Here is a 17,281-nt window from a genome sequence, read left to right as displayed (position 1 = left end):
CGGGGACGCCCCCGCAAGCCTCCGAGAGAATCCCGTCATGCACAGTCATCGCGAACCATCGATTCCCGTGCCGGACGCGATTCCGGCTTATGACCATCATTGGCGGAAGACGGCACGCGCCGGCTTCGAGGTCGAGGTGGCGTGGCGTTGCCTGGATCGCGGCCGCGCGATCGAAGGACAGGTGCGCGACTTGCGCGGATCGGCACTGATGCCGTTCGCGCTGGCGCTGGACGGGCACGAACGCATCGTGCTGGTCCTGACGCATTCGATGCTGCCGCAACCCAACGAGACCTTCGTCGATGTCACCCTGCAGTTGCAGCGCCGGGGTGATCTGGTCCTGCTCAATTGCGAGCTGCCAGTCAGCGACAGCGAGTACTACAACGGACCGATCGGCCAATGGCAGTTCGCTCCGCCGACGCCTGGTCCGTCGCCCTCCCCCGATCCCGACGACGACGACGACATCTCGATCCTGGCGCCGATGGACGCGGGCGATCTGTTCCCGTTCGTGTGGATGCAACCGCTCACGCCACGCGAGATCGACGAGATCCCTTTGCGTTTCGTGCATTGCGCGAATCCATCGTCGTTGCCGCTGTACCAGCAGTTGCTGCAGGCAGACAACGCGGCGGCGAAGATCGCCGCCGCGCAAACCTTCCATGCCGGCAGCGGTTTCGTGAAGGATCTGTCCGCGCTCGGGCCGACCGTGGCGCGCATGCCCGGCGTCTGCCGGCAATTCCTCGGCCTGACCGGCAGGATCGGACCGCTCGAACTGATCGAACTGGCCGAACTGGAACTGGGATTGCCGCCGGGCACGAGCCTGGAGGATTACCTCAGTGGCAGCGAATGGCAGACGGCTCTGCCCGCGCTGTGGCAAAGCGTGTTCGCGATCGCACTGGCGGGCATGCCTTCCGATGCCGCGATCGCGTCGCGCATGTGCGCGACGCTGCGTCTGGGACAGTTCCTGACACTGGTGACGGAAGATGCCATCACGACACCGGCGCTGGACACCGAAGCGGCGCGGCACCTTGCGCTGCAGGCGCGACTGGTCGTGCCGGATGCGGTCGCCACGCAACCGCCCTCACCGTCCCTGCATGGCGGCACCGGGAGCGCGAGCTGGGAAGTGCTCGGCATCGGACAGCTCAGGCTGGCACGTCATTGCCTCGTCGGTTATTCGACGGGCGAACTTGCCGACGTGGTCAACGTGATGCCGCGCGAACGACAGGAAGTGCAGGAACACAATCTCACGCACGCATCCGCGCACGAGCAGGCGCGCAGCGCCGGCGAACGCGAACACGAACAGCGCCGGCAGCGCTCCGACAGCAGCGAACTGGCCGACGCCGTCGCCGAAGTCATGGCCGCCGATGGCCTGGCGCGCAATCTCAGCAAGGTCACGCCCTCTTACGAGAATCTCAACATGTCACTGTCCGGCACCTGGGCCGGCAGCGCGGCCAACGCGGCCTGGAACCGCAAGGACCAGACTTCGCTGGTGCAGCGGATCACCGAACGCGCCGTGCATCGGCTCAACGACCGCGTCAGCCGGCGCCGCGGCCTGGAATGGCAGGCGCTGCGCGAACAACGCCGCTCGCAATTGATCGACAACAGCGGCCACGGCCGTCTGGTTGGCCTCTATCACTGGATCGATCGCGTGGTGCGGGTGCGGCTGGAGCCATTGGGCGGCCGGCTGGTGCTGGAATTCCTGCTGACCGACCCCGCCGGACCCTGGCTGCAGCAGCTGTGCGATGCCAGCCAACCGCCCCTGCAGAAACCGCCGTCACTGCCGGCGCCGCAATCGCAACAACCGCCCTACAGTATCGTCACGGCCGACAGCTATCAGGCACTCGGCGCCAGCTACGGCCTGCTCGATCTCGAAGCACCGCCACCGCAGCAACTCGCGGTGAGCGCGACCATCGACCAGATCACCTTCGGCGATCTTTCGCGGCTACGCATTCCCGACGGTTATCAGGCCGCTTCCGGCAGCGCCACCCTGGCCGTGGCCGACAGCCGCTATGCGCTGGCCTGCTCGATCGGCGGCATCGATCTCCCCGCCACGAAAGCAATCGCCGAACCGCAACTGTCGGCATCCGTGCCCGCCTGCACGAGCAGCAGCGCCGGCCCAGTGGTGATCGCGCCGCCATCGCCCGTGGCGCCGCTGTTGCAGACGAGCGCGCTGAGCGGGATCGCCAAGGCGACAGGCGCGGTGCCGGTGACTGTCATCACCGCCGCACCGGCCTTCGCCGTCACCGTGCAATTGCAATGCGAACTGGCGGGCACGGCCGAGAGCAACCCGCTGTATGTCGCCTGGCAGCTGCGCGTCTACGCGCGCCTGCTCGAAGCCTGGCGCGAAGCCGACGCGCGTTACGCGCTTGCACTCTCCGAGCGCATCCGCATCGCCGCGCCGCATCCTGGCGATCTCCAGCGCAACCTGCTGCGGCAGGGCTGTCTCGACACGCTGGCGCCCGCGCCGCAAGCCGACGGCCATAGCCAGCGCGATTACGCGGCGCTGTTCGGCTGGGCGCACATGACCTGGCAGTACATGCAGCACCCGATCGATAACGGCCGGAGCTGGCCGGAGCCGGCGCCTTCGGCGCATCTGCGGCCCAGTGTCGAGGATGGACTGGACGATTTCCTGCACGCATCCGCCGCACGCGTGCTGCTGCCGGTGCTGCCTGGTTCGGAAGCGTGGCTGCTGTGGCTGCTGCAATTTCCGATTCCCTGGGCGGCTGGTCCCGCCGACGTGCCCGCCACGACCGGAACCGTGGCGCTGCTGGAAGAACTGCAGACGATAGCCGAAACGATCGCGGAGACGATCCCGGGCTGGACGCTGCGCGTTCCCACCACCTTGCTGTACCTGCAATCCGGTTCACGACTGCCGCCACCCCTGCTGGATGTTTCCCCTTCCATCGTCACCGAGGAGATCGCGGATGCGTCCTAGCGGCGAGCTGCCCTGGGCCTACTTCCCGGCGCTGCTACCGGTGCCGGGCGCGCTGCCGATCGGCGCGGTGTTGACGTATGCCGGTCCGCTCGCGGCAAGTGATACGCAACCGGCGGGATTGAATCTCGCCGAAGTCAGCACGCGTCTGGCCGCCAGCGGATGGCTGCCTTGCGACGGTCGCTCCCTGTCCTGCGGCGACTATGCACTGCTCTACGGCGTGATCGGCAAGGCCTTCGGCGGCGACGGCACGCATTTCAATCTGCCGGATCTGCGCGGCCGCTTCGTGCGCGGCGTCGATGGCGGTGAAGGACGCGATCCTTCGTCAGCGAAGCGCACCGCTTCCGGCGACAGCGGCAACGGCGGCGATCAGGTCGGTTCGCTGCAGAGCGATGCCTACCAGGGCCACGAACACGACTACAGCGCCGCCAACACCAGCATCGTGGTGCAGCCGGGCGAGACGGCCGTGTTCGGACCGACCGAAATCACGCAGGCGACCACGGGACAGATCGCCGACACCGCCGGTAACGGTACGCCACGCGTGGACAAGGAAACGCGGCCGGTCAATCTGTACCTGAACTACATCATTCGCTACAAATGAAGCGCCGCGACACCGGCCCTTCATCCTTCAAGAGATCTTGAACGTCTCCTGTGCGGCGTGCGCATGCGCGAACGCCGCACTGGCGGACGCGGCGAACACTTCCTGCTTGAGACGAATGCTGATCGACGCCGCCAGCGCCTCCTGCGCACGCAGCACGTCGTCGGCTGCGTGATCGAACCGGGCCGACCAGATCAGGCAATGGCTGCGGGCATCGACCAGCCGCATCGTGGCCCGCAGCATTCCCGCCGCCTGACGCAAGCCGCCTTCCAGCCGATAGTCGACCTCGCGGGCCTCCGCGTCGCTGTGTGCCGATATCGCCACGGCCACCAGGCCGTGCAGTTCGCCGAACAATCCATGCAGCAGTTCCTCGCGCAGGCCGCGCGCGAAGAGCGCGATCGCCGGCTCGTCACCGACGCCCACGATCGCATCCAGCACCAGCACCTGATGGAAGGTCTTGAACGGTGCCTGCCGCCGTTCGCGCGAGACACTCGACACGATCGTGGCATAGCTGCCCTGCGGAATCTCGAAACGCACCGTGTCCGCGATACCGTCTTCCTCGTAGTAGCGGCGCAGACGATCGCGCAGGCGTCCCATCTGCACGCGCACGCTGGGATCGTCGCCCGGGCTGTAAAGGTTCGGATCCTTGCCCAGCGCTTCCAGGCCGATGCTGTACTCCGTCAGTCGTCGCAGGTCACCGGCAACGCTGTGCTGCACCACGAAGCGAAGCAGCCGACGCATGCACGGCGACTTCGCGAACAATGGGCTGTCCAGCACCCGTGCCAGGGCCGCCATCGCCACCTGTTCGGGCACGACGACGTCCACAGTGGCCGCAGACGCGTCACGGTGCCGGGGCAACGTATCGGCGGCAGCCGTGGAGGCGACGGCCTTGCTGGTATTCATCGATGACTCCCAAGCCGGTTTCCGCGTGAACCCATGAGCCGCGGCCACGACGCATCCGCAGTCGCCGCGGCATCAAACGTGTCGGCGATCGCATTCCGGTTCGACCCGGGTTCTCACCGCCGGCCGCAGTGCAGCGCACTCCCCATCCGAAATCCCTTCCGAATACCTTACGATTCACAACGCTTTGAAAAGAAAAGCGAATTGCGCCGTCCATCCTCTCGGTTGCCCACGGCGGATTGGCACAAAGCGGCGTCAAACGGCGTCAAATGGGGAGGCGCTGGCGGATGTCCCAGGCGAGTTTTCGCTTCGGCGACTGGCGGGTCTGGCCACAGGCCAACGCCATCGGTCGCGATGGTGTACGACGGCAACTGGAACCGCGCCTGATGCAGGTGCTGTCGGTGCTGTGCGCGCGCAGCGGCGAGGTCGTCAGCTCCGAGGAATTGCTGCGGCTGTGCTGGGGGTCCACCGTCTACGGCGACGGACCGGTGCACAAGGCGATCACCCAGTTGCGCAAGGCGCTCGGCGATCAGCCCACCGAAGCACGCTACATCCAGACCATCCGGAAGCGCGGCTATCGCGCGGTCGCACATGTGACGAACCCGGATGGAATCCGCTCGCGACGCGAGCCGGTCGAATGGCGTGACGGCTCGCCGTTCCGCGGCCTGGAACCTTTCGACCGGCGCCATGCCGGCGTGTTCTACGGCCGGGCGCAGGCCGGAGCCGGACTGCTGGCCTGCCTGCGCGCGCAGACGGCGCAAGGATGCGCGATGGTCCTGCTGCTGGGACCCAGCGGCAGCGGCAAGACTTCGCTCGTGCAAGCCGGCGTGCTGCCTGCACTGATGGGCGAAGACGAAATCGCCGTCGGCGCAATGGACACGATGGACACGATGCAATGGGAAGACGGCATCGCGCTGGCAGCCGTCGCGAATCTGGATGTCGCCAATCTGGATCCGACGCGCCTGGACGATCATGATCCCTGGCGTTTGCTCGCCGAGGCCATGCTCGACTGGCGCATCGGTGCCCGCCCCGTGTTGCCACCGCAGTCCGCCGAACTGCTGGCGCAGCGCCTGGCGCAATCGTTCGATCTGGTGCAAGCCGAGCTGCGCTGGCAGCTGGATGGCCTCCTCGGCGCCACGCGCAAGCAGGCGGCGCTGGGATTGTTCGTCGACCAGCTCGAGAAACTGTTCCTCGCCCCGACTCTCGATGCTGCGACGCAGGATGCCTTCATCGCCGCCTTGCACGCGCTGGCCAGCGGCGGCGACGTGCTGGTGATCCTGGCCTGCCGCAACGATCTCTATCCGCGGCTCGCGCGCCAGCCCTTGCTGATGGCGCTGAAGACGCGCGGCGGCCATTACGATCTTCCGGCGCCGAGCCATGCCGAGATCTCGCAGATGATCCGCATCCCCGCGCACGCGGCCGGCCTCTCGTTCGGGATCGATCGCGACACCCAGACGCATCTGGACGATGCGCTGTGCGCCGCGGCCGCCGCCAGCCCGGACGCGCTGCCGCTGCTGCAATACGCGCTGCACTTGCTCTACGAGGCACGCTCGACCTCCAATGAACTCGACTTCGCCGCCTACCGCCGCATCGGCGGCATCGAGGGTGCGATCAGTTATCGCGCGGAGATGCTGCTGTCGGGCATGGGAGAACGCGAACAGGCCAGCCTGCCACGCGTGCTGGCACTGCTGGTGTCGCTCCCCGAAGACGAAGGCGTCGTCGTCGGCCGCCGCGCACTCTGGAGCGCACTGCGCTCGGAAGCCGAACGCACGCTAGTCCATGCCCTGGTCGATGCGCGTCTGCTGGTCAGCGAACTGGTGGCCGGCGCCCCCGGCTTCGGTGTCGCACATGAAGCGCTGTTGCGGCGCTGGCCGCGCGCCACTGCCTGGATCGAACAGCATCGCTCGCTCCTGCGCGCGCGTGCGCGCCTGTCGACACTGGCCGCGCGCTGGCAGGAAACCCAGCGCAGCCATGACCTGTTGCTGCCCGATGGCCGTCAATTGGAGGAAGCCCGGCAGTTGCTCGCGGACGAAGTGATCGTGCTGGCGCCGATCGAACGCGCCCTGATCGACGCCTCTACGGCACGCGCCACACGGCGGCGGCGACTGCGCAGCGCCGCCCTCGCCAGCATCGGCGCACTGGCGTTGCTGGTCGGTGTGCTGGGCCTGCTGGCGATCCGCGCGGATCGCGCCGCGCAGACCCGACGCGTCCAAGCCGAAGGACTGATGAGTTACATGCTCGGCGATTTCGCCGACAAGCTGCGGCCGCTCGGCCGGCTCGATCTGCTCGAGGGCATCAGCGCGAAAGCCTTCGCCTATCTCGCCGATACGCACGGCGAACGCCTCGACCCGGCCGAACAGAAGCAGCGCGCGCAGGCGCTGCAGGTCATCGCCGAGGTGCAGATCGCGCGCGGCGCGCCGGAACAGGCCGACAAGGCCCTGAATGCCGCCCGCGCGCTGCTGCTGCGCCGCCTCGACGAATCTCCGGACGATGCGGACACGCTCAAGCTGCTCGGCGTCAATGCGTTCTGGCTCGGCAGCATTCGCCTGGATCGCAACGACCTGGCACAGGCGCAGAAACATTTCGACGAATACCTGCGTGCCAGTCAACGCCGGCATGCGCTGCGGCCCGACGATGTCGATGCCTGGATCGAGGAATCCTATGCCCTCAACAGCCTCGGCACGCTCTCGCTGAAGCGCGGCGAATTGGAACGCGCGGCCAACGCCTTCGCCCGATCCGTCGACCTCAAACTGCGCGCACTGCAACGGCAGCCGGAGGACGCCACGCTGAAAGCCGATCTTGCCGACAGCATCTCCTGGGAAGCCACCACCCAGCAGCGCGCCGGACAGCTGCAGGCCGCGCTGGCGGCTTACGCGCGCGAGGCGGCCATCATCACGCGCCTGCAGGGCAACCCGCCGGTGGAAACACTCTGGCGGCATCGGCTGGCCTACGCGCTCATGCACAGCGCCGAGCTGCGTCTTGCCCTCGGCCAGCACGAACATGCGGCCAAGGAACTTCGGCAGGCACTGCATGAACTCGAGGACATCGTCGCGGCACAACCAGACAACCTCGACTGGGCCAGCGATCTCCTGTACGCGCGATTGCTATGGGAAGACCTTGCCTCGGCGATGGCGCAGACGCGCTCCCTCACGGCCGCGCAAGCCCTCATCGCGCAATCGCGGGCTCTGACCGCGCACGATCCGGACAACGAAACGTGGCGGCGTCTGCGCGCCGACGCCGGCGTGCAACTCGCCCTGGCACTGGCCGAACGCGGCGATCGCGACCGCGCACGCACTCAAATCACCACATCCCTGCAAGACCTGCAATCGATTTATCGCCGCGATCCGGACAGCCAAGCCAGCCGCCAGGCACTGGCCGAGGCCTGGCTCGCATCGGCGCGGATCACCAGCGGCGACGCGGCGCGCGAGGACTGCCGTCGCGCGGCCGAACTGTTACGCGGCGCCGCGAACCAGAGCCGCGACTACCGTATCCTCTCGCCCTGGCAGCGCAGTCAGGCCTGCCTGGGAAATCACGCGGAAGAAGCCGCGGCCACGGCACTGCTGGCCCGCATCGGCTATCGCGAATGGCGCGCGCCCGAGATCACCAAGCACAGAGGAAGCCAGCATGAATGACCGCAGCACCACCCCAAATCCCGCCATCGAAGCGAACATCGAAGTCGAAGTGGACGTGTTCCGGGTCGCGGAAATGCCCGAAGGCAGCCTCGGCAATACCGCCAGCGGACGTTATCTCTTCATCTTCAGCAAGGACGTGGTGCACGTCGACGCCATCGGCATCAACACGCGGATCGCCTACCGGCTCTCCGCCGGCACCATCGCGCGAGGCTTCAGCTTCATCGATGCCTATGTCGACGACAGCAAGTTCCAGCTCGTCGGCCCTTACCTGGAATGCACGTTGAACGACGATTCCGGAGACAACCCGCGCTACGACACGCTCTGGTTCGACCACAGCAACACCCATGCCTCGCTGATCTCGATATCTCTGCAGGTCGAAGACCATCAGGCCCCGCCAGAATTGCGCCGGATCGCCTACGACCCGCAGGTCACCAACAAACCCGGCCGGACCTGAGCTCCGCGCGGGCGAGTAGCCACTCGCGGGACAGCGAATTCCGCACTGGCACAGAACACGCGCATCGGGCCGCCGCCTCGCCGGTGCGCGGCCGAAACGACACGAGGGTAGGCATTGCGGACCGCGCGGGCGATAATGCCGTCATGAACGCCTGATCCTGTCGCGCCTTTGTGTCGCGACGCTGCCACGGAAGTACCGAATGGCCGAAGCCGTCCGCCACGACAAAACCGCGCGTCAGCTGCGTCTGCTCTCGGACGCGCTCGACAGCGGGCGTCTCGGCCCGGTGCGGCGACTGGTCAACACCCTGGCCCCCGCGGAAATCGGCAACCTGCTCGAATCGCTGCCTCCGGGCAAGCGCGAGATCGTCTGGGGGCTGGTCGATCCGGAGGACGACGGCGAGGTGCTGGTGCACGTCGGCGACGAGGTGCGCGAGAGCCTGATCGCGGACATGGATCCGGACGAGATCGTGGCCGCGGTCGAGGACCTCGACATCGACGATCTTGCCGATCTCGTCGAGGACCTGCCCGACACGGTCATCGACGAAGTGCTCAAGTCGATGGATCGCGAGAACCGCGAGCGCCTGGAACAGGTGCTGTCCTACGACGAGGACACCGCCGGCCGCCTGATGAACCCGGACGTGGTGACGGTGCGTGCCGACACCACCGTCGACGTCGTGCTGCGCTACCTGCGCCTGCGTGGCGAGCTGCCCGAGCACACCGATCATTTGTACGTGGTCAGCCGCCGCCATCAGTATCTCGGCCGCATCGCGTTGCAGGCGCTGCTCACGCACGAGAGCAATACGCCGATCAATACCCTGGTCGATGACGAGCAACCCGCGATCGACGTCGGAGAATCCTCCGAAGAAGTCGCGCGCCAGTTCTCCGACCACGACTGGATCAGCGCGCCGGTGGTGGACGACAACAACATCCTGCTCGGCCGCATCACCATCGACGACGTCGTCGACATCATCCGCGAGCAGGCCGAACACCAGGCCTTCTCCGCCGCCGGTCTGGACGAGGACGAGGACATGTTCAGTCCGGTGCGGCGCGCGTTCCGGCGCCGGCTGCTGTGGCTCAGCGTCAATCTCGGCACCGCGTTCCTGGCGGCGAGCGTGGTCGGTCGTTTCGAGGGCACGATCCAGAAGATCGTGGCGCTCGCGGTGCTGATGCCGATCGTCGCCGGCATGGGCGGCAACGCCGGCACCCAGGTGCTGGCGCTGATGGTGCGCGGCCTCGCGCTCGGCCAGATCGGCCGCTCCAACGCCACCACGCTGCTGTGGAAGGAAATCCGCGTCGCGCTGATCAACGGCATCACGCTCGGCGTGCTGCTCGGCGCGATCGTGTTCCTCTGGTACCGCGATTTTCCGTTGTCGCTCGTCATCGCCAGCGCGCTCACCATCAATCTCTGCTCGGCCGCGCTCGGCGGCGTGCTGGTGCCGCTCACGCTCAAGCGCATGGGCTTCGACCCGGCGCTGGCCGGTGGCGTGATCCTCACCACCGTCACCGACGTGATGGGATTCCTGAGTTTCCTCGGCCTGGCCACGCTGATTCTATTGAACTGAACTGTCGCATTGATCTGCTGCACTCACTGGAAAGGACTACCGAACGACGCCATGAACACCAAACTGGTTTCTGTCATTCTCCTGATCGTTTTCCTGCTGAGTGGATGCCAGCACGGCATGGTGCGGAACGAACGCGGTGGCAAATTCGTGGCCCGCGAAGTCACGGTGGACGGTGTCGCGCGCCGCTATCAGGTCTTCGTGCCGTCCCGGCAGAGCGGCGGCGAGCATCCGCCAGTGATCCTGTTCCTGCACGGGTCGGGCGAGCGCGGCAACGACGGCGTGAAACAGACGCAATCCGGACTCGGCCCCTACGTGCGTGCGCATGCCGACAGTTTTCCGGCCATCGTCGTGTTTCCACAGGTGCCGGACAACGAAGAGTGGTATCAGGGCAGCGCCAAGGTCGCCTTCGCCGCGCTCGATGCCGCAACGGATGAGTTTGCCGGCGATCGTGATCGCACCTATCTCACCGGCCTGTCGATGGGCGGCTACGGCAGCTGGGAGCTGGCACTGCGCGAACCGCAGCGTTTCGCGGCGATCGTGCCGATCTGCGGCGGCATCAAGCGCATGCATGATGCACGCGCCTTGTTCGTGACGCAGGTCGTCGACGATCCCGATCCCTATGCGACGGTCGCGCAGCGACTGCGCGACAAGCCGATCTGGCTTTTCCACGGCGCCCAGGACAACATCGTGTCGCCCGAGGACGATCGCAAGCTGTTCGCCGCGTTCAGCGCCGTCAAGGCGCCCGACGTGCACTACACCGAATTCGCGGACGCCGATCACAACGCCTGGGATCCGACCTACGCGATGCCGGAACTCTGGAGCTGGCTGTTCGAAAAGCGGCGTTGATTTCCATACTACACCGTATGTTAGGATTCGCCTGACGACTGACTGCGGCCAGGAGAGGTCCGACGATGCGGTTTTCCGAACTGATGCGCACCGTGGCACGCGAGGGCGATGCCTGGAAGGCGGAGATCCCCGAAGACTGGACCCAGGGCCGAAGCCTGTTCGGCGGCTTGCAGGCGGCACTGCTGGCGCGGGCCATGCGCGACCTGCTTCCGCCCGATCTGCCGATGCGCAGTCTCCAGATCGCCTTCCTGGCACCGGTCCCGGCCGGCACCGTGGAAATGCACGCGCGGGTGCTGCGCACCGGCAAGAACGTGCAGCAGCTGGAAGCACGCATCGTCTCGGGCGAGCAAACGCTGTGTCTGGCGATCGGCATCTACGGCGCGGCGCGGGAATCGCAGGCGCGCCGATTGCCCGAGCAGCCGCCGGCACCCGTGGGCAAATCGATCGCCATGCCGTATCTGCCCGGCATCATGCCCGACGATCTGCCGCGCAGCCTGCCCGCACCGTTCTCCATGCCTTACGTCAAGGGTTTCATGTCCAGCTTCACCCAGCACTTCGCCTCGCGCTGGCTGCAGGGCGCTCTGCCCTATTCCGGCGGCACCGAGAGCCAGTACGTACTCGAACTCGATCTGCTGGACGAAGACAACGCCGCCCTCGACGAGACGCATGTGCTGGCATTGGCCGACTTTATTCCACCGATCGGACTCAGCATGGTGACGACGCCGGTCACCGGCAGCTCACTGACCTGGATGATCGAACTGCTGCGCGATCGTTTCAACGATCTCGGCCCGACCGGTTGGCGCGTCGATGCCGAACTCTTCGCAGCGCGCGATGGCTACACCAATCAGGGACTGACGTTGTGGGGACCGGGTGGCGTACCCGTGGCGTTGAGCCGGCAGACCATGGTGGTGTTCGGGTAAGAAACCCCGGCTGTTGAATCCTTGCGCACCCGCACTCGTGACGGGGCGCATGCGAATCACGGCATGATCAATGCGCCCAGGCCGCGGATCACCCCCGCAACAACGCCTCCAGCACCGCCATCCGCACCGCCACGCCATTAGCGACTTGCCGCAGGATCAGTGACTGCGGCCCATCGGCAACATCGCTGTCGATCTCCACGCCGCGATTCATCGGCCCGGGATGCAGCACCACCGCATCGGCGGCCGCACGCTTCAAGCGCGCGGCGGTCAGGCCGTAATCGCGATGGTAGTCCTCGAGCGAATCGATCAGCCCTTCCTCCATGCGTTCGCGTTGCAGGCGCAGCATCATCAGCGCGTCGGCGCCCTCGAGCGCGGCATCGAAATCCTGCGTGACCGTGCAAGCGGCGAGCGTGCCGTCGTCGGGCAACAACGACGGCGGCGCGCAAACGCGAATCTCGCCCGCGCCGAGCGTGCGCAACGCCTGCAGGTCCGAGCGCGCGACGCGCGAGTGCTTCACGTCGCCGACGATCAGTACACGCAGTGTCGAGAAATCGCCGCCCTTGGCCTGGCGCAGTGTCAGCATGTCGAGCAATCCCTGCGTGGGATGCGCGCTGCGGCCGTCGCCGGCGTTGAGCAGGGCCGTTCCGGGATTGGCGGCGGCGGCGAGCCGCGCCACCGCGCCGTCGTCCGAATGCCGCACCACGAAACCGCGCACGCCCATCGCCTCGATGTTCTTCAGCGTGTCGAGCGCGGTCTCGCCCTTGGTCGTGGAGGACGTGGCGGCGTCGAAATTCAGCACGTCGGCGCCGAGCCGTTGCGCCGCGCGCTGGAAGCTCAGGCGCGTGCGCGTGGAAGGTTCGAAGAACAGCGTGCAGACGCCGACGCCACTGAGCGCGCCACGATCGGCGTCGCCATCGACGATGGCCTGGGCACGTTCGAGCAGCGCGACAATGCCGGTACGCGGCAATCCTTCGAGCGTGAGCAGGTGTTTCAGGCGGCCGGTGTCGTCGATCTGTAGGGAAGACATGCAGGATTCCAAGGTTTTCTGCTTTTCCTTCTCCCCTCGGGAGAAGGTGCCCCGAAGGGGCGGATGAGGGCGAGGAAACTCAGGCTCACGGGAACTTCCCCGGCAAGTCATTCTCCTCCCTCATCCGGCGCTTCGCGCCACCTTCTCCCGGAGGGAGAAGGGAAAAAACAAGCTAATTCAACGTCGTCGCATCCTGCGGCGCCGCCAGCCAGCGCTCGACGATCACCGCCGCCGCGACCGCATCCAGCGCCACCGCGTCACGACGGCGCCTGCGCCCTTCGGCGCGATCGACGGCGAAACGCTGCGCGGCCTCGATCGAACTGGCGCGCTCGTCCATCAGCACCACCGGCTTCGCGTAACGTGAGCGCAACTCGCGCGCGAAGTGGTGCGCGCGCTTGCGGATCGGCTGGTCGCCGCCATCGAGCGTCATCGGATCGCCGACCACGAACCCGTCGGGCCGCCATTCCTGCTGCAGCTTGTCGATCGCATTCCAGTCGATCTGATCGCCATGCACGTCGATCACCGCCAGCGCGCGCGCGCCGTGGCCGAAGGCACTGCCGACCGCGACCCCAATCCTGCGCGCGCCGACGTCGAAGCCGAGCACGGTGCCGTCCGGCTTGATCGCGTCGGCTGTCATGTCATGCGTGACCGGCGTAATCGGCCATACGCGTCATGTCGACGCCGATACGGCCCGCGGCGGTCTGCCAGCGTGCTTCCAGCGGCGTCGCGAACAGCAGGTCGGCGTCGGCCGGCACCGTCAGCCAGCTGTTCTCGGTGAGTTCGTATTCGAGCTGTCCCGCGCCCCAGCCCGCGCAACCCAGTGCGACCGCGGCGCGCTCGGGACCTTCGCCGCGCGCGATCGCCTCCAGCACATCACGCGAAGTGGTGACGAACAGGCCTTCGGCGATCGCGAGACTGGAATCCCATGCACGCGCACCGTCATGGATCACGAAACCACGCTCCGGATGCACCGGCCCGCCGGCCAGCACGGCCTGACCGCGCAGCGTGTCGTCGTTGGTATCGATGCCCATCTGCTGCAGCACGTCGCCGAGGGTGTACTCGGAGGCACGATTCACCACCACACCCATCGCGCCATCGCCATCGTGCTGGCAGATCAGGGCGACCGAGCGCGAGAAGTTGGGATCCTCGAGCGACGGCAGCGCGATCAGCAGCTGATTGGCGAGCGGGAGCGAAATGCTGGACATGGCGGCATTTTAGAGCGAAGCGGCGAATTTGCGAGAGAAAATCTGCCTCCGCGCCGTCGATCGCGTCCTGGTGAACCCGTGGACAAAATGCCATCTCGCGGACGAGCCTTCCATCCCGCCCCGCACTCAATGGCTTACGGGAAACCCGCTTGCTTCAGGCGATCAGAGCCCGAACTGGATTTCCTGCGGCGTCGCCACCCGGACGTCGACGACTTCCAGCTCGGCATGGAAGGTGCGACCGGCCAGCGGATTGTTGCCGTCCACCGTGATCTGGTCGCCCGCCACCGCCGTCACCACGACATTGAGCGGTCCGCTGGCGGTCTGCGCCAGCAGTTTCTTGCCCACCTGCGGCACCGAGGCGTTCTCGCCCAGCATGCTCAGCGGCAGCGTCTGCACCAGCGCATCGTGGCGCGGGCCGAAACCGAGTTCCGGCGGCACCGTCACCTTGAAGCGATCGCCCGGCTGCTTGCCGGTCAACGCCTCCTCCAGGCCAGGAACAATCTTGCCGGTGCCGTGCAGATAGACCAGCGGATCGTGCCCATGGGTCGTGATGATCTGCTGGCCCTGCTCGTCGGTGAGCGTGAAATGGACGGTGGCGACACGACGATCGGCGATTTCCATGGGCAATCTTTCCGGTGGCGATCCCCCATGGTCGCCCGAGCGCGAATGCCCATGCAACCCCGGACGGAATGCGCGAATCACGATTCCGGAATGCTGCACTGCGATTGCATCATCGAGATCATGCAATCCGGCATCCGCTATCCTGCGCACATGGCCAGCTATTGCGACATCGCGCCCGGACATCCGCTGCACGGGCCCTATCATGAATCCGAATATGGCTTTCCGCAGCGCGAGGAAGCGGTTCTGTTCGAACGTCTGCTGCTGGAGATCAACCAGGCCGGACTGAGCTGGGAAACCATCCTGCGCAAGCGCGAGGCCTTCCATCTCGCATATCACGGCTTCGACGTCGACAGGATCGCCGCGTACAAGGAGAAGGATCGGGAACGCCTGCTGGCCGATCCCGGCATCATCCGCAATCGCCTGAAGATCGACGCCGCCATCCACAATGCCCAGATCGTGCGCGGCCTGCGCAAGTCGCACGGCGGCTTCGTGGAATGGCTCGACGCGCATGTATCGGTCGACGGCAAGCAGCGTGACAAAGCGGCTTGGGTGAAGCTGTTCAAGCAGACCTTCAAGTTCACCGGCGGCGAGATCACCGGGGAATTCCTGATGAGCCTGGGCTACCTGCCGGGCGCGCATCGGCCGGGATGCCCGGTCCTGAAGAAGATCGAGGCGGCGCGCGGAAAAACCGCTCGCTAGCCCCGCTTTCCCTGCCCTGAAGGGCCGGAATCACCGATCACGACCTGCCGGCCTAGGGTACGCCCTAGCTGTCTTCGCCCGGGAGAATTGCTATGGTCCGAAATTGAAAACGTTTTCACGCAGAGCTTGATGCCCTGCGCAACGACTTTCACAAGGAGGGCTTCTCATGGCAGACGCCAGTTCCGGTGCTTCCGGCGCATCCGGTTCCCAAGATTCCGCGGCCTCCCGCGCGCAAGAAAGCCAAGCGGCTGCCGAGGCAGCGGAAGCCCAGATGGCGGCTGCCGCCGCGGCCGTCAATGCCGCGCCGCCCCCCGCGGTCACTCAGATCAACCCCGCCCCCATCGATCTGTCGATTCCGACGGGCGTGCTCTCCCAGCTCAACACCATGCAGGTGAACACGCCGACGCTCGACTTCTCGTCGTTGAACACGCTCGGGGGCATTCCTTCCAGCCCCACCTATGCGGACATCGCGACGGCCACCGCGCCGACGACGCCGACAGTGCAGGAAATCAATGCATTCTCGCCGAGCTTCAGCATCGACGGCTTCAACACGACCAACATCGCCAATACCGACATCAGCGCCGTCGGCGTGAATCTCGGCGTGAACTACACAGGCACGACGGTCAACGCGAGTCTCGCGGCCAGGATGGGACTCAGTCCGCCTAGCGTGTCGCTCACCGGAAAATATGGATATGCCAGCGAAGTGAGCATGCCCGGCCAGATCAACTCCTTCGACCTTGGCCTGACGGCCGGTCCCTTCGGGACTGCAGCGACGCCCAATTACGGCGCCTCGCTCAACGCCAGCCTCGGCCTGACCGATGTGGATTCGCTCACGTTCGGCGGCACCGCCAACTTCGATGCCGTCAGCGGGTTCAAGAACGGCAGCGCCACGCTCGGCCTCACCCACGACTTCAGCGACAACCTCTCGGGCTACGCCAAGGGCAACATGGGCTTCGATACTGACGGCATCACCAATGTCGGCGGCGAAACCGGCCTCGGCTTCAAGGGCGAGGGCGGCGCTACGCTGGGCCTGACCGGACGGGGCAACTACGATGTGAGGACGGGGGATTTCACCGGCTACGCCGGCGTCCGCGCCAACTTCAAGTTCTGATCGGCACTCCGGTCACTGACGGGTCCTTCCCCCGAACGAGGAAAGGACCCGTAGCAAACAACTTCTCGACTCAGGCGCCGACGGCGGCCTGGTAGCGACGCTCGACTTCGTTCCAGTCGATCACGTTGTAGAACGCCGCGATGTAGTCCGGACGGCGATTCTGGTACTTCAGGTAGTAGGCGTGTTCCCACACGTCCAGGCCCAGGATCGGCGTATTGCCGGAGCCGATCCCCTTCATCAGCGGGTTGTCCTGGTTGGCGCTGCTTTCCACCAGCAGCTTGCCGCTCTTGTCCGTGCTCAGCCAGGCCCAACCGCTGCCAAAGCGCGTGAGCGCCGCCTGGGTGAAGGCTTCCTTGAACTTGTCGAAGCCGCCGAGGTCGCTGTCGATATGCTCGGCCACCTTGCCGACCGGGTTGCCGCCGCCCTTGGGCGACATCACCGTCCAGAACAGGCTGTGGTTGGCGTGACCGCCGCCGTTGTTGCGCACCGCGCCGCGGATCTTCTCCGGCAGCGCGTCGAGATCGACGATCAGCGCTTCGGCCGGCTTGTCGGCCAGATCGCTGCCTTCCAGCGCCTTGTTGAGGTTGTTGATGTAGGTCTGATGATGCTTGGTGTAATGGATTTCCATCGTCTGCGCGTCGATATGGGGCTCGAGCGCGTCGTAGGCATAAGGCAGTTCGGGGAGGGTATGGGCCACGTGCGTTCTCCTATCGGGGATGGGCGGTATTGTCCGCCAAGTCAGGTAAAGGTCGCGATAAGGATAAGGGGATCGCGGGGGCTT

Annotated in this window: 15 protein-coding genes; 9 read left to right on the top strand and 6 right to left on the bottom strand. The window is 66.1% G+C overall.

What is annotated here, in order from left to right:
* Nucleotides 1–37: 37 nt before the first annotated feature.
* Both AC1RNP_RS04850 and AC1RNP_RS04845 read left to right on the top strand, forming a co-directional pair.
* Nucleotides 38–2,929: a hypothetical protein gene (locus AC1RNP_RS04850; RefSeq protein WP_493050114.1), complete on the top strand. Its 2,892-nt coding sequence runs from the start codon at nt 38–40 to the stop codon at nt 2,927–2,929.
* Nucleotides 2,919–3,527, top strand: coding sequence for a phage tail protein (locus tag AC1RNP_RS04845; RefSeq protein ID WP_493050113.1), 609 nt, complete (start codon nt 2,919–2,921; stop codon nt 3,525–3,527). Before AC1RNP_RS04850 ends, AC1RNP_RS04845 begins: the two co-directional genes overlap by 11 nt.
* A gap of 27 nt (nt 3,528–3,554) precedes the next feature.
* Here AC1RNP_RS04845 and AC1RNP_RS04840 read toward each other — a convergent pair whose 3' ends face one another.
* Nucleotides 3,555–4,427 (bottom strand): hypothetical protein, encoded by an 873-nt coding sequence (locus AC1RNP_RS04840; protein WP_493050112.1) that lies wholly within the window; start codon nt 4,425–4,427, stop codon nt 3,555–3,557.
* A gap of 284 nt (nt 4,428–4,711) precedes the next feature.
* On the opposite strand from AC1RNP_RS04840, the gene AC1RNP_RS04835 reads away from it, so the two are divergent.
* From AC1RNP_RS04835 to AC1RNP_RS04815, 5 genes are all read left to right on the top strand, one after another.
* Complete coding sequence (locus AC1RNP_RS04835) at nt 4,712–8,056, top strand: nSTAND1 domain-containing NTPase (protein WP_493050111.1); 3,345 nt, start codon at nt 4,712–4,714, stop codon at nt 8,054–8,056.
* Complete coding sequence (locus tag AC1RNP_RS04830; RefSeq protein WP_493050110.1) at nt 8,049–8,510, top strand: hypothetical protein; 462 nt, start codon at nt 8,049–8,051, stop codon at nt 8,508–8,510. Before AC1RNP_RS04835 ends, AC1RNP_RS04830 begins: the two co-directional genes overlap by 8 nt.
* A gap of 199 nt (nt 8,511–8,709) precedes the next feature.
* Complete coding sequence (mgtE, locus tag AC1RNP_RS04825; protein ID WP_493050109.1) at nt 8,710–10,071, top strand: magnesium transporter; 1,362 nt, start codon at nt 8,710–8,712, stop codon at nt 10,069–10,071.
* A 51-nt stretch (nt 10,072–10,122) separates the two neighbouring features.
* Nucleotides 10,123–10,917, top strand: a complete 795-nt coding sequence (locus AC1RNP_RS04820; RefSeq protein ID WP_493050108.1) for a carboxylesterase family protein — start codon at nt 10,123–10,125, stop codon at nt 10,915–10,917.
* A 65-nt stretch (nt 10,918–10,982) separates the two neighbouring features.
* Entirely contained in the window at nt 10,983–11,837 is an 855-nt protein-coding gene (locus AC1RNP_RS04815) for a thioesterase family protein (RefSeq protein ID WP_493050107.1), read from the top strand.
* Between the two features lie 88 nt (nt 11,838–11,925).
* Here AC1RNP_RS04815 and AC1RNP_RS04810 read toward each other — a convergent pair whose 3' ends face one another.
* The 4 genes from AC1RNP_RS04810 to AC1RNP_RS04795 form a co-directional block, all read right to left on the bottom strand.
* A complete protein-coding gene (locus AC1RNP_RS04810; RefSeq protein WP_493050106.1) occupies nt 11,926–12,864 on the bottom strand; it encodes an aspartate carbamoyltransferase catalytic subunit in 939 nt (312 codons plus the stop codon).
* A gap of 172 nt (nt 12,865–13,036) precedes the next feature.
* Nucleotides 13,037–13,501 carry a Holliday junction resolvase RuvX gene (gene ruvX / locus AC1RNP_RS04805; RefSeq protein WP_493050105.1) on the bottom strand — a complete coding sequence of 155 codons (465 nt, stop codon included), beginning with the start codon at nt 13,499–13,501 and terminating at the stop codon, nt 13,037–13,039.
* A gap of 1 nt (nt 13,502) precedes the next feature.
* Nucleotides 13,503–14,069, bottom strand: a complete 567-nt coding sequence (locus AC1RNP_RS04800) for a YqgE/AlgH family protein (RefSeq protein ID WP_493050104.1) — start codon at nt 14,067–14,069, stop codon at nt 13,503–13,505.
* Nucleotides 14,070–14,231: 162 nt separating this feature from the next.
* On the bottom strand, nt 14,232–14,690 hold the full coding sequence (locus tag AC1RNP_RS04795; protein ID WP_493050103.1) for an FKBP-type peptidyl-prolyl cis-trans isomerase: 459 nt from the start codon (nt 14,688–14,690) through the stop codon (nt 14,232–14,234).
* Between the two features lie 150 nt (nt 14,691–14,840).
* Between AC1RNP_RS04795 and AC1RNP_RS04790 the strand changes: the two genes are divergently transcribed.
* Complete coding sequence (locus AC1RNP_RS04790) at nt 14,841–15,389, top strand: DNA-3-methyladenine glycosylase I (protein WP_493050102.1); 549 nt, start codon at nt 14,841–14,843, stop codon at nt 15,387–15,389.
* A gap of 271 nt (nt 15,390–15,660) precedes the next feature.
* A complete protein-coding gene (locus AC1RNP_RS04785) occupies nt 15,661–16,500 on the top strand; it encodes a hypothetical protein (protein WP_493050101.1) in 840 nt (279 codons plus the stop codon).
* A gap of 70 nt (nt 16,501–16,570) precedes the next feature.
* Here AC1RNP_RS04785 and AC1RNP_RS04780 read toward each other — a convergent pair whose 3' ends face one another.
* Nucleotides 16,571–17,197: a superoxide dismutase gene (locus tag AC1RNP_RS04780; RefSeq protein WP_493050100.1), complete on the bottom strand. Its 627-nt coding sequence runs from the start codon at nt 17,195–17,197 to the stop codon at nt 16,571–16,573.
* Nucleotides 17,198–17,281 lie beyond the last annotated feature (84 nt).

The sequence above is a fragment of the Luteimonas sp. GW821-FHT14E02 genome, from assembly GCF_058803905.1.
The sequence above is the reverse complement of the archived record's forward strand: the minus strand, read 5'-3'. Positions and strand labels throughout refer to the sequence as shown.

What these genes read in the sequence shown, in the direction of transcription:
- AC1RNP_RS04850 (WP_493050114.1), top strand. Translation starts at nt 38, where the DNA reads ATGCACAGTCATCGCGAACCATCGATTCCCGTGCCGGACGCGATTCCG.
- AC1RNP_RS04845 (WP_493050113.1), top strand. Translation starts at nt 2,919, where the DNA reads ATGCGTCCTAGCGGCGAGCTGCCCTGGGCCTACTTCCCGGCGCTGCTA.
- AC1RNP_RS04840 (WP_493050112.1), bottom strand. Translation starts at nt 4,427, where the DNA reads ATGAATACCAGCAAGGCCGTCGCCTCCACGGCTGCCGCCGATACGTTG.
- AC1RNP_RS04835 (WP_493050111.1), top strand. Translation starts at nt 4,712, where the DNA reads ATGTCCCAGGCGAGTTTTCGCTTCGGCGACTGGCGGGTCTGGCCACAG.
- AC1RNP_RS04830 (WP_493050110.1), top strand. Translation starts at nt 8,049, where the DNA reads ATGAATGACCGCAGCACCACCCCAAATCCCGCCATCGAAGCGAACATC.
- mgtE (WP_493050109.1), top strand. Translation starts at nt 8,710, where the DNA reads ATGGCCGAAGCCGTCCGCCACGACAAAACCGCGCGTCAGCTGCGTCTG.
- AC1RNP_RS04820 (WP_493050108.1), top strand. Translation starts at nt 10,123, where the DNA reads ATGAACACCAAACTGGTTTCTGTCATTCTCCTGATCGTTTTCCTGCTG.
- AC1RNP_RS04815 (WP_493050107.1), top strand. Translation starts at nt 10,983, where the DNA reads ATGCGGTTTTCCGAACTGATGCGCACCGTGGCACGCGAGGGCGATGCC.
- AC1RNP_RS04810 (WP_493050106.1), bottom strand. Translation starts at nt 12,864, where the DNA reads ATGTCTTCCCTACAGATCGACGACACCGGCCGCCTGAAACACCTGCTC.
- ruvX (WP_493050105.1), bottom strand. Translation starts at nt 13,501, where the DNA reads ATGACAGCCGACGCGATCAAGCCGGACGGCACCGTGCTCGGCTTCGAC.
- AC1RNP_RS04800 (WP_493050104.1), bottom strand. Translation starts at nt 14,069, where the DNA reads ATGTCCAGCATTTCGCTCCCGCTCGCCAATCAGCTGCTGATCGCGCTG.
- AC1RNP_RS04795 (WP_493050103.1), bottom strand. Translation starts at nt 14,690, where the DNA reads ATGGAAATCGCCGATCGTCGTGTCGCCACCGTCCATTTCACGCTCACC.
- AC1RNP_RS04790 (WP_493050102.1), top strand. Translation starts at nt 14,841, where the DNA reads ATGGCCAGCTATTGCGACATCGCGCCCGGACATCCGCTGCACGGGCCC.
- AC1RNP_RS04785 (WP_493050101.1), top strand. Translation starts at nt 15,661, where the DNA reads ATGGCGGCTGCCGCCGCGGCCGTCAATGCCGCGCCGCCCCCCGCGGTC.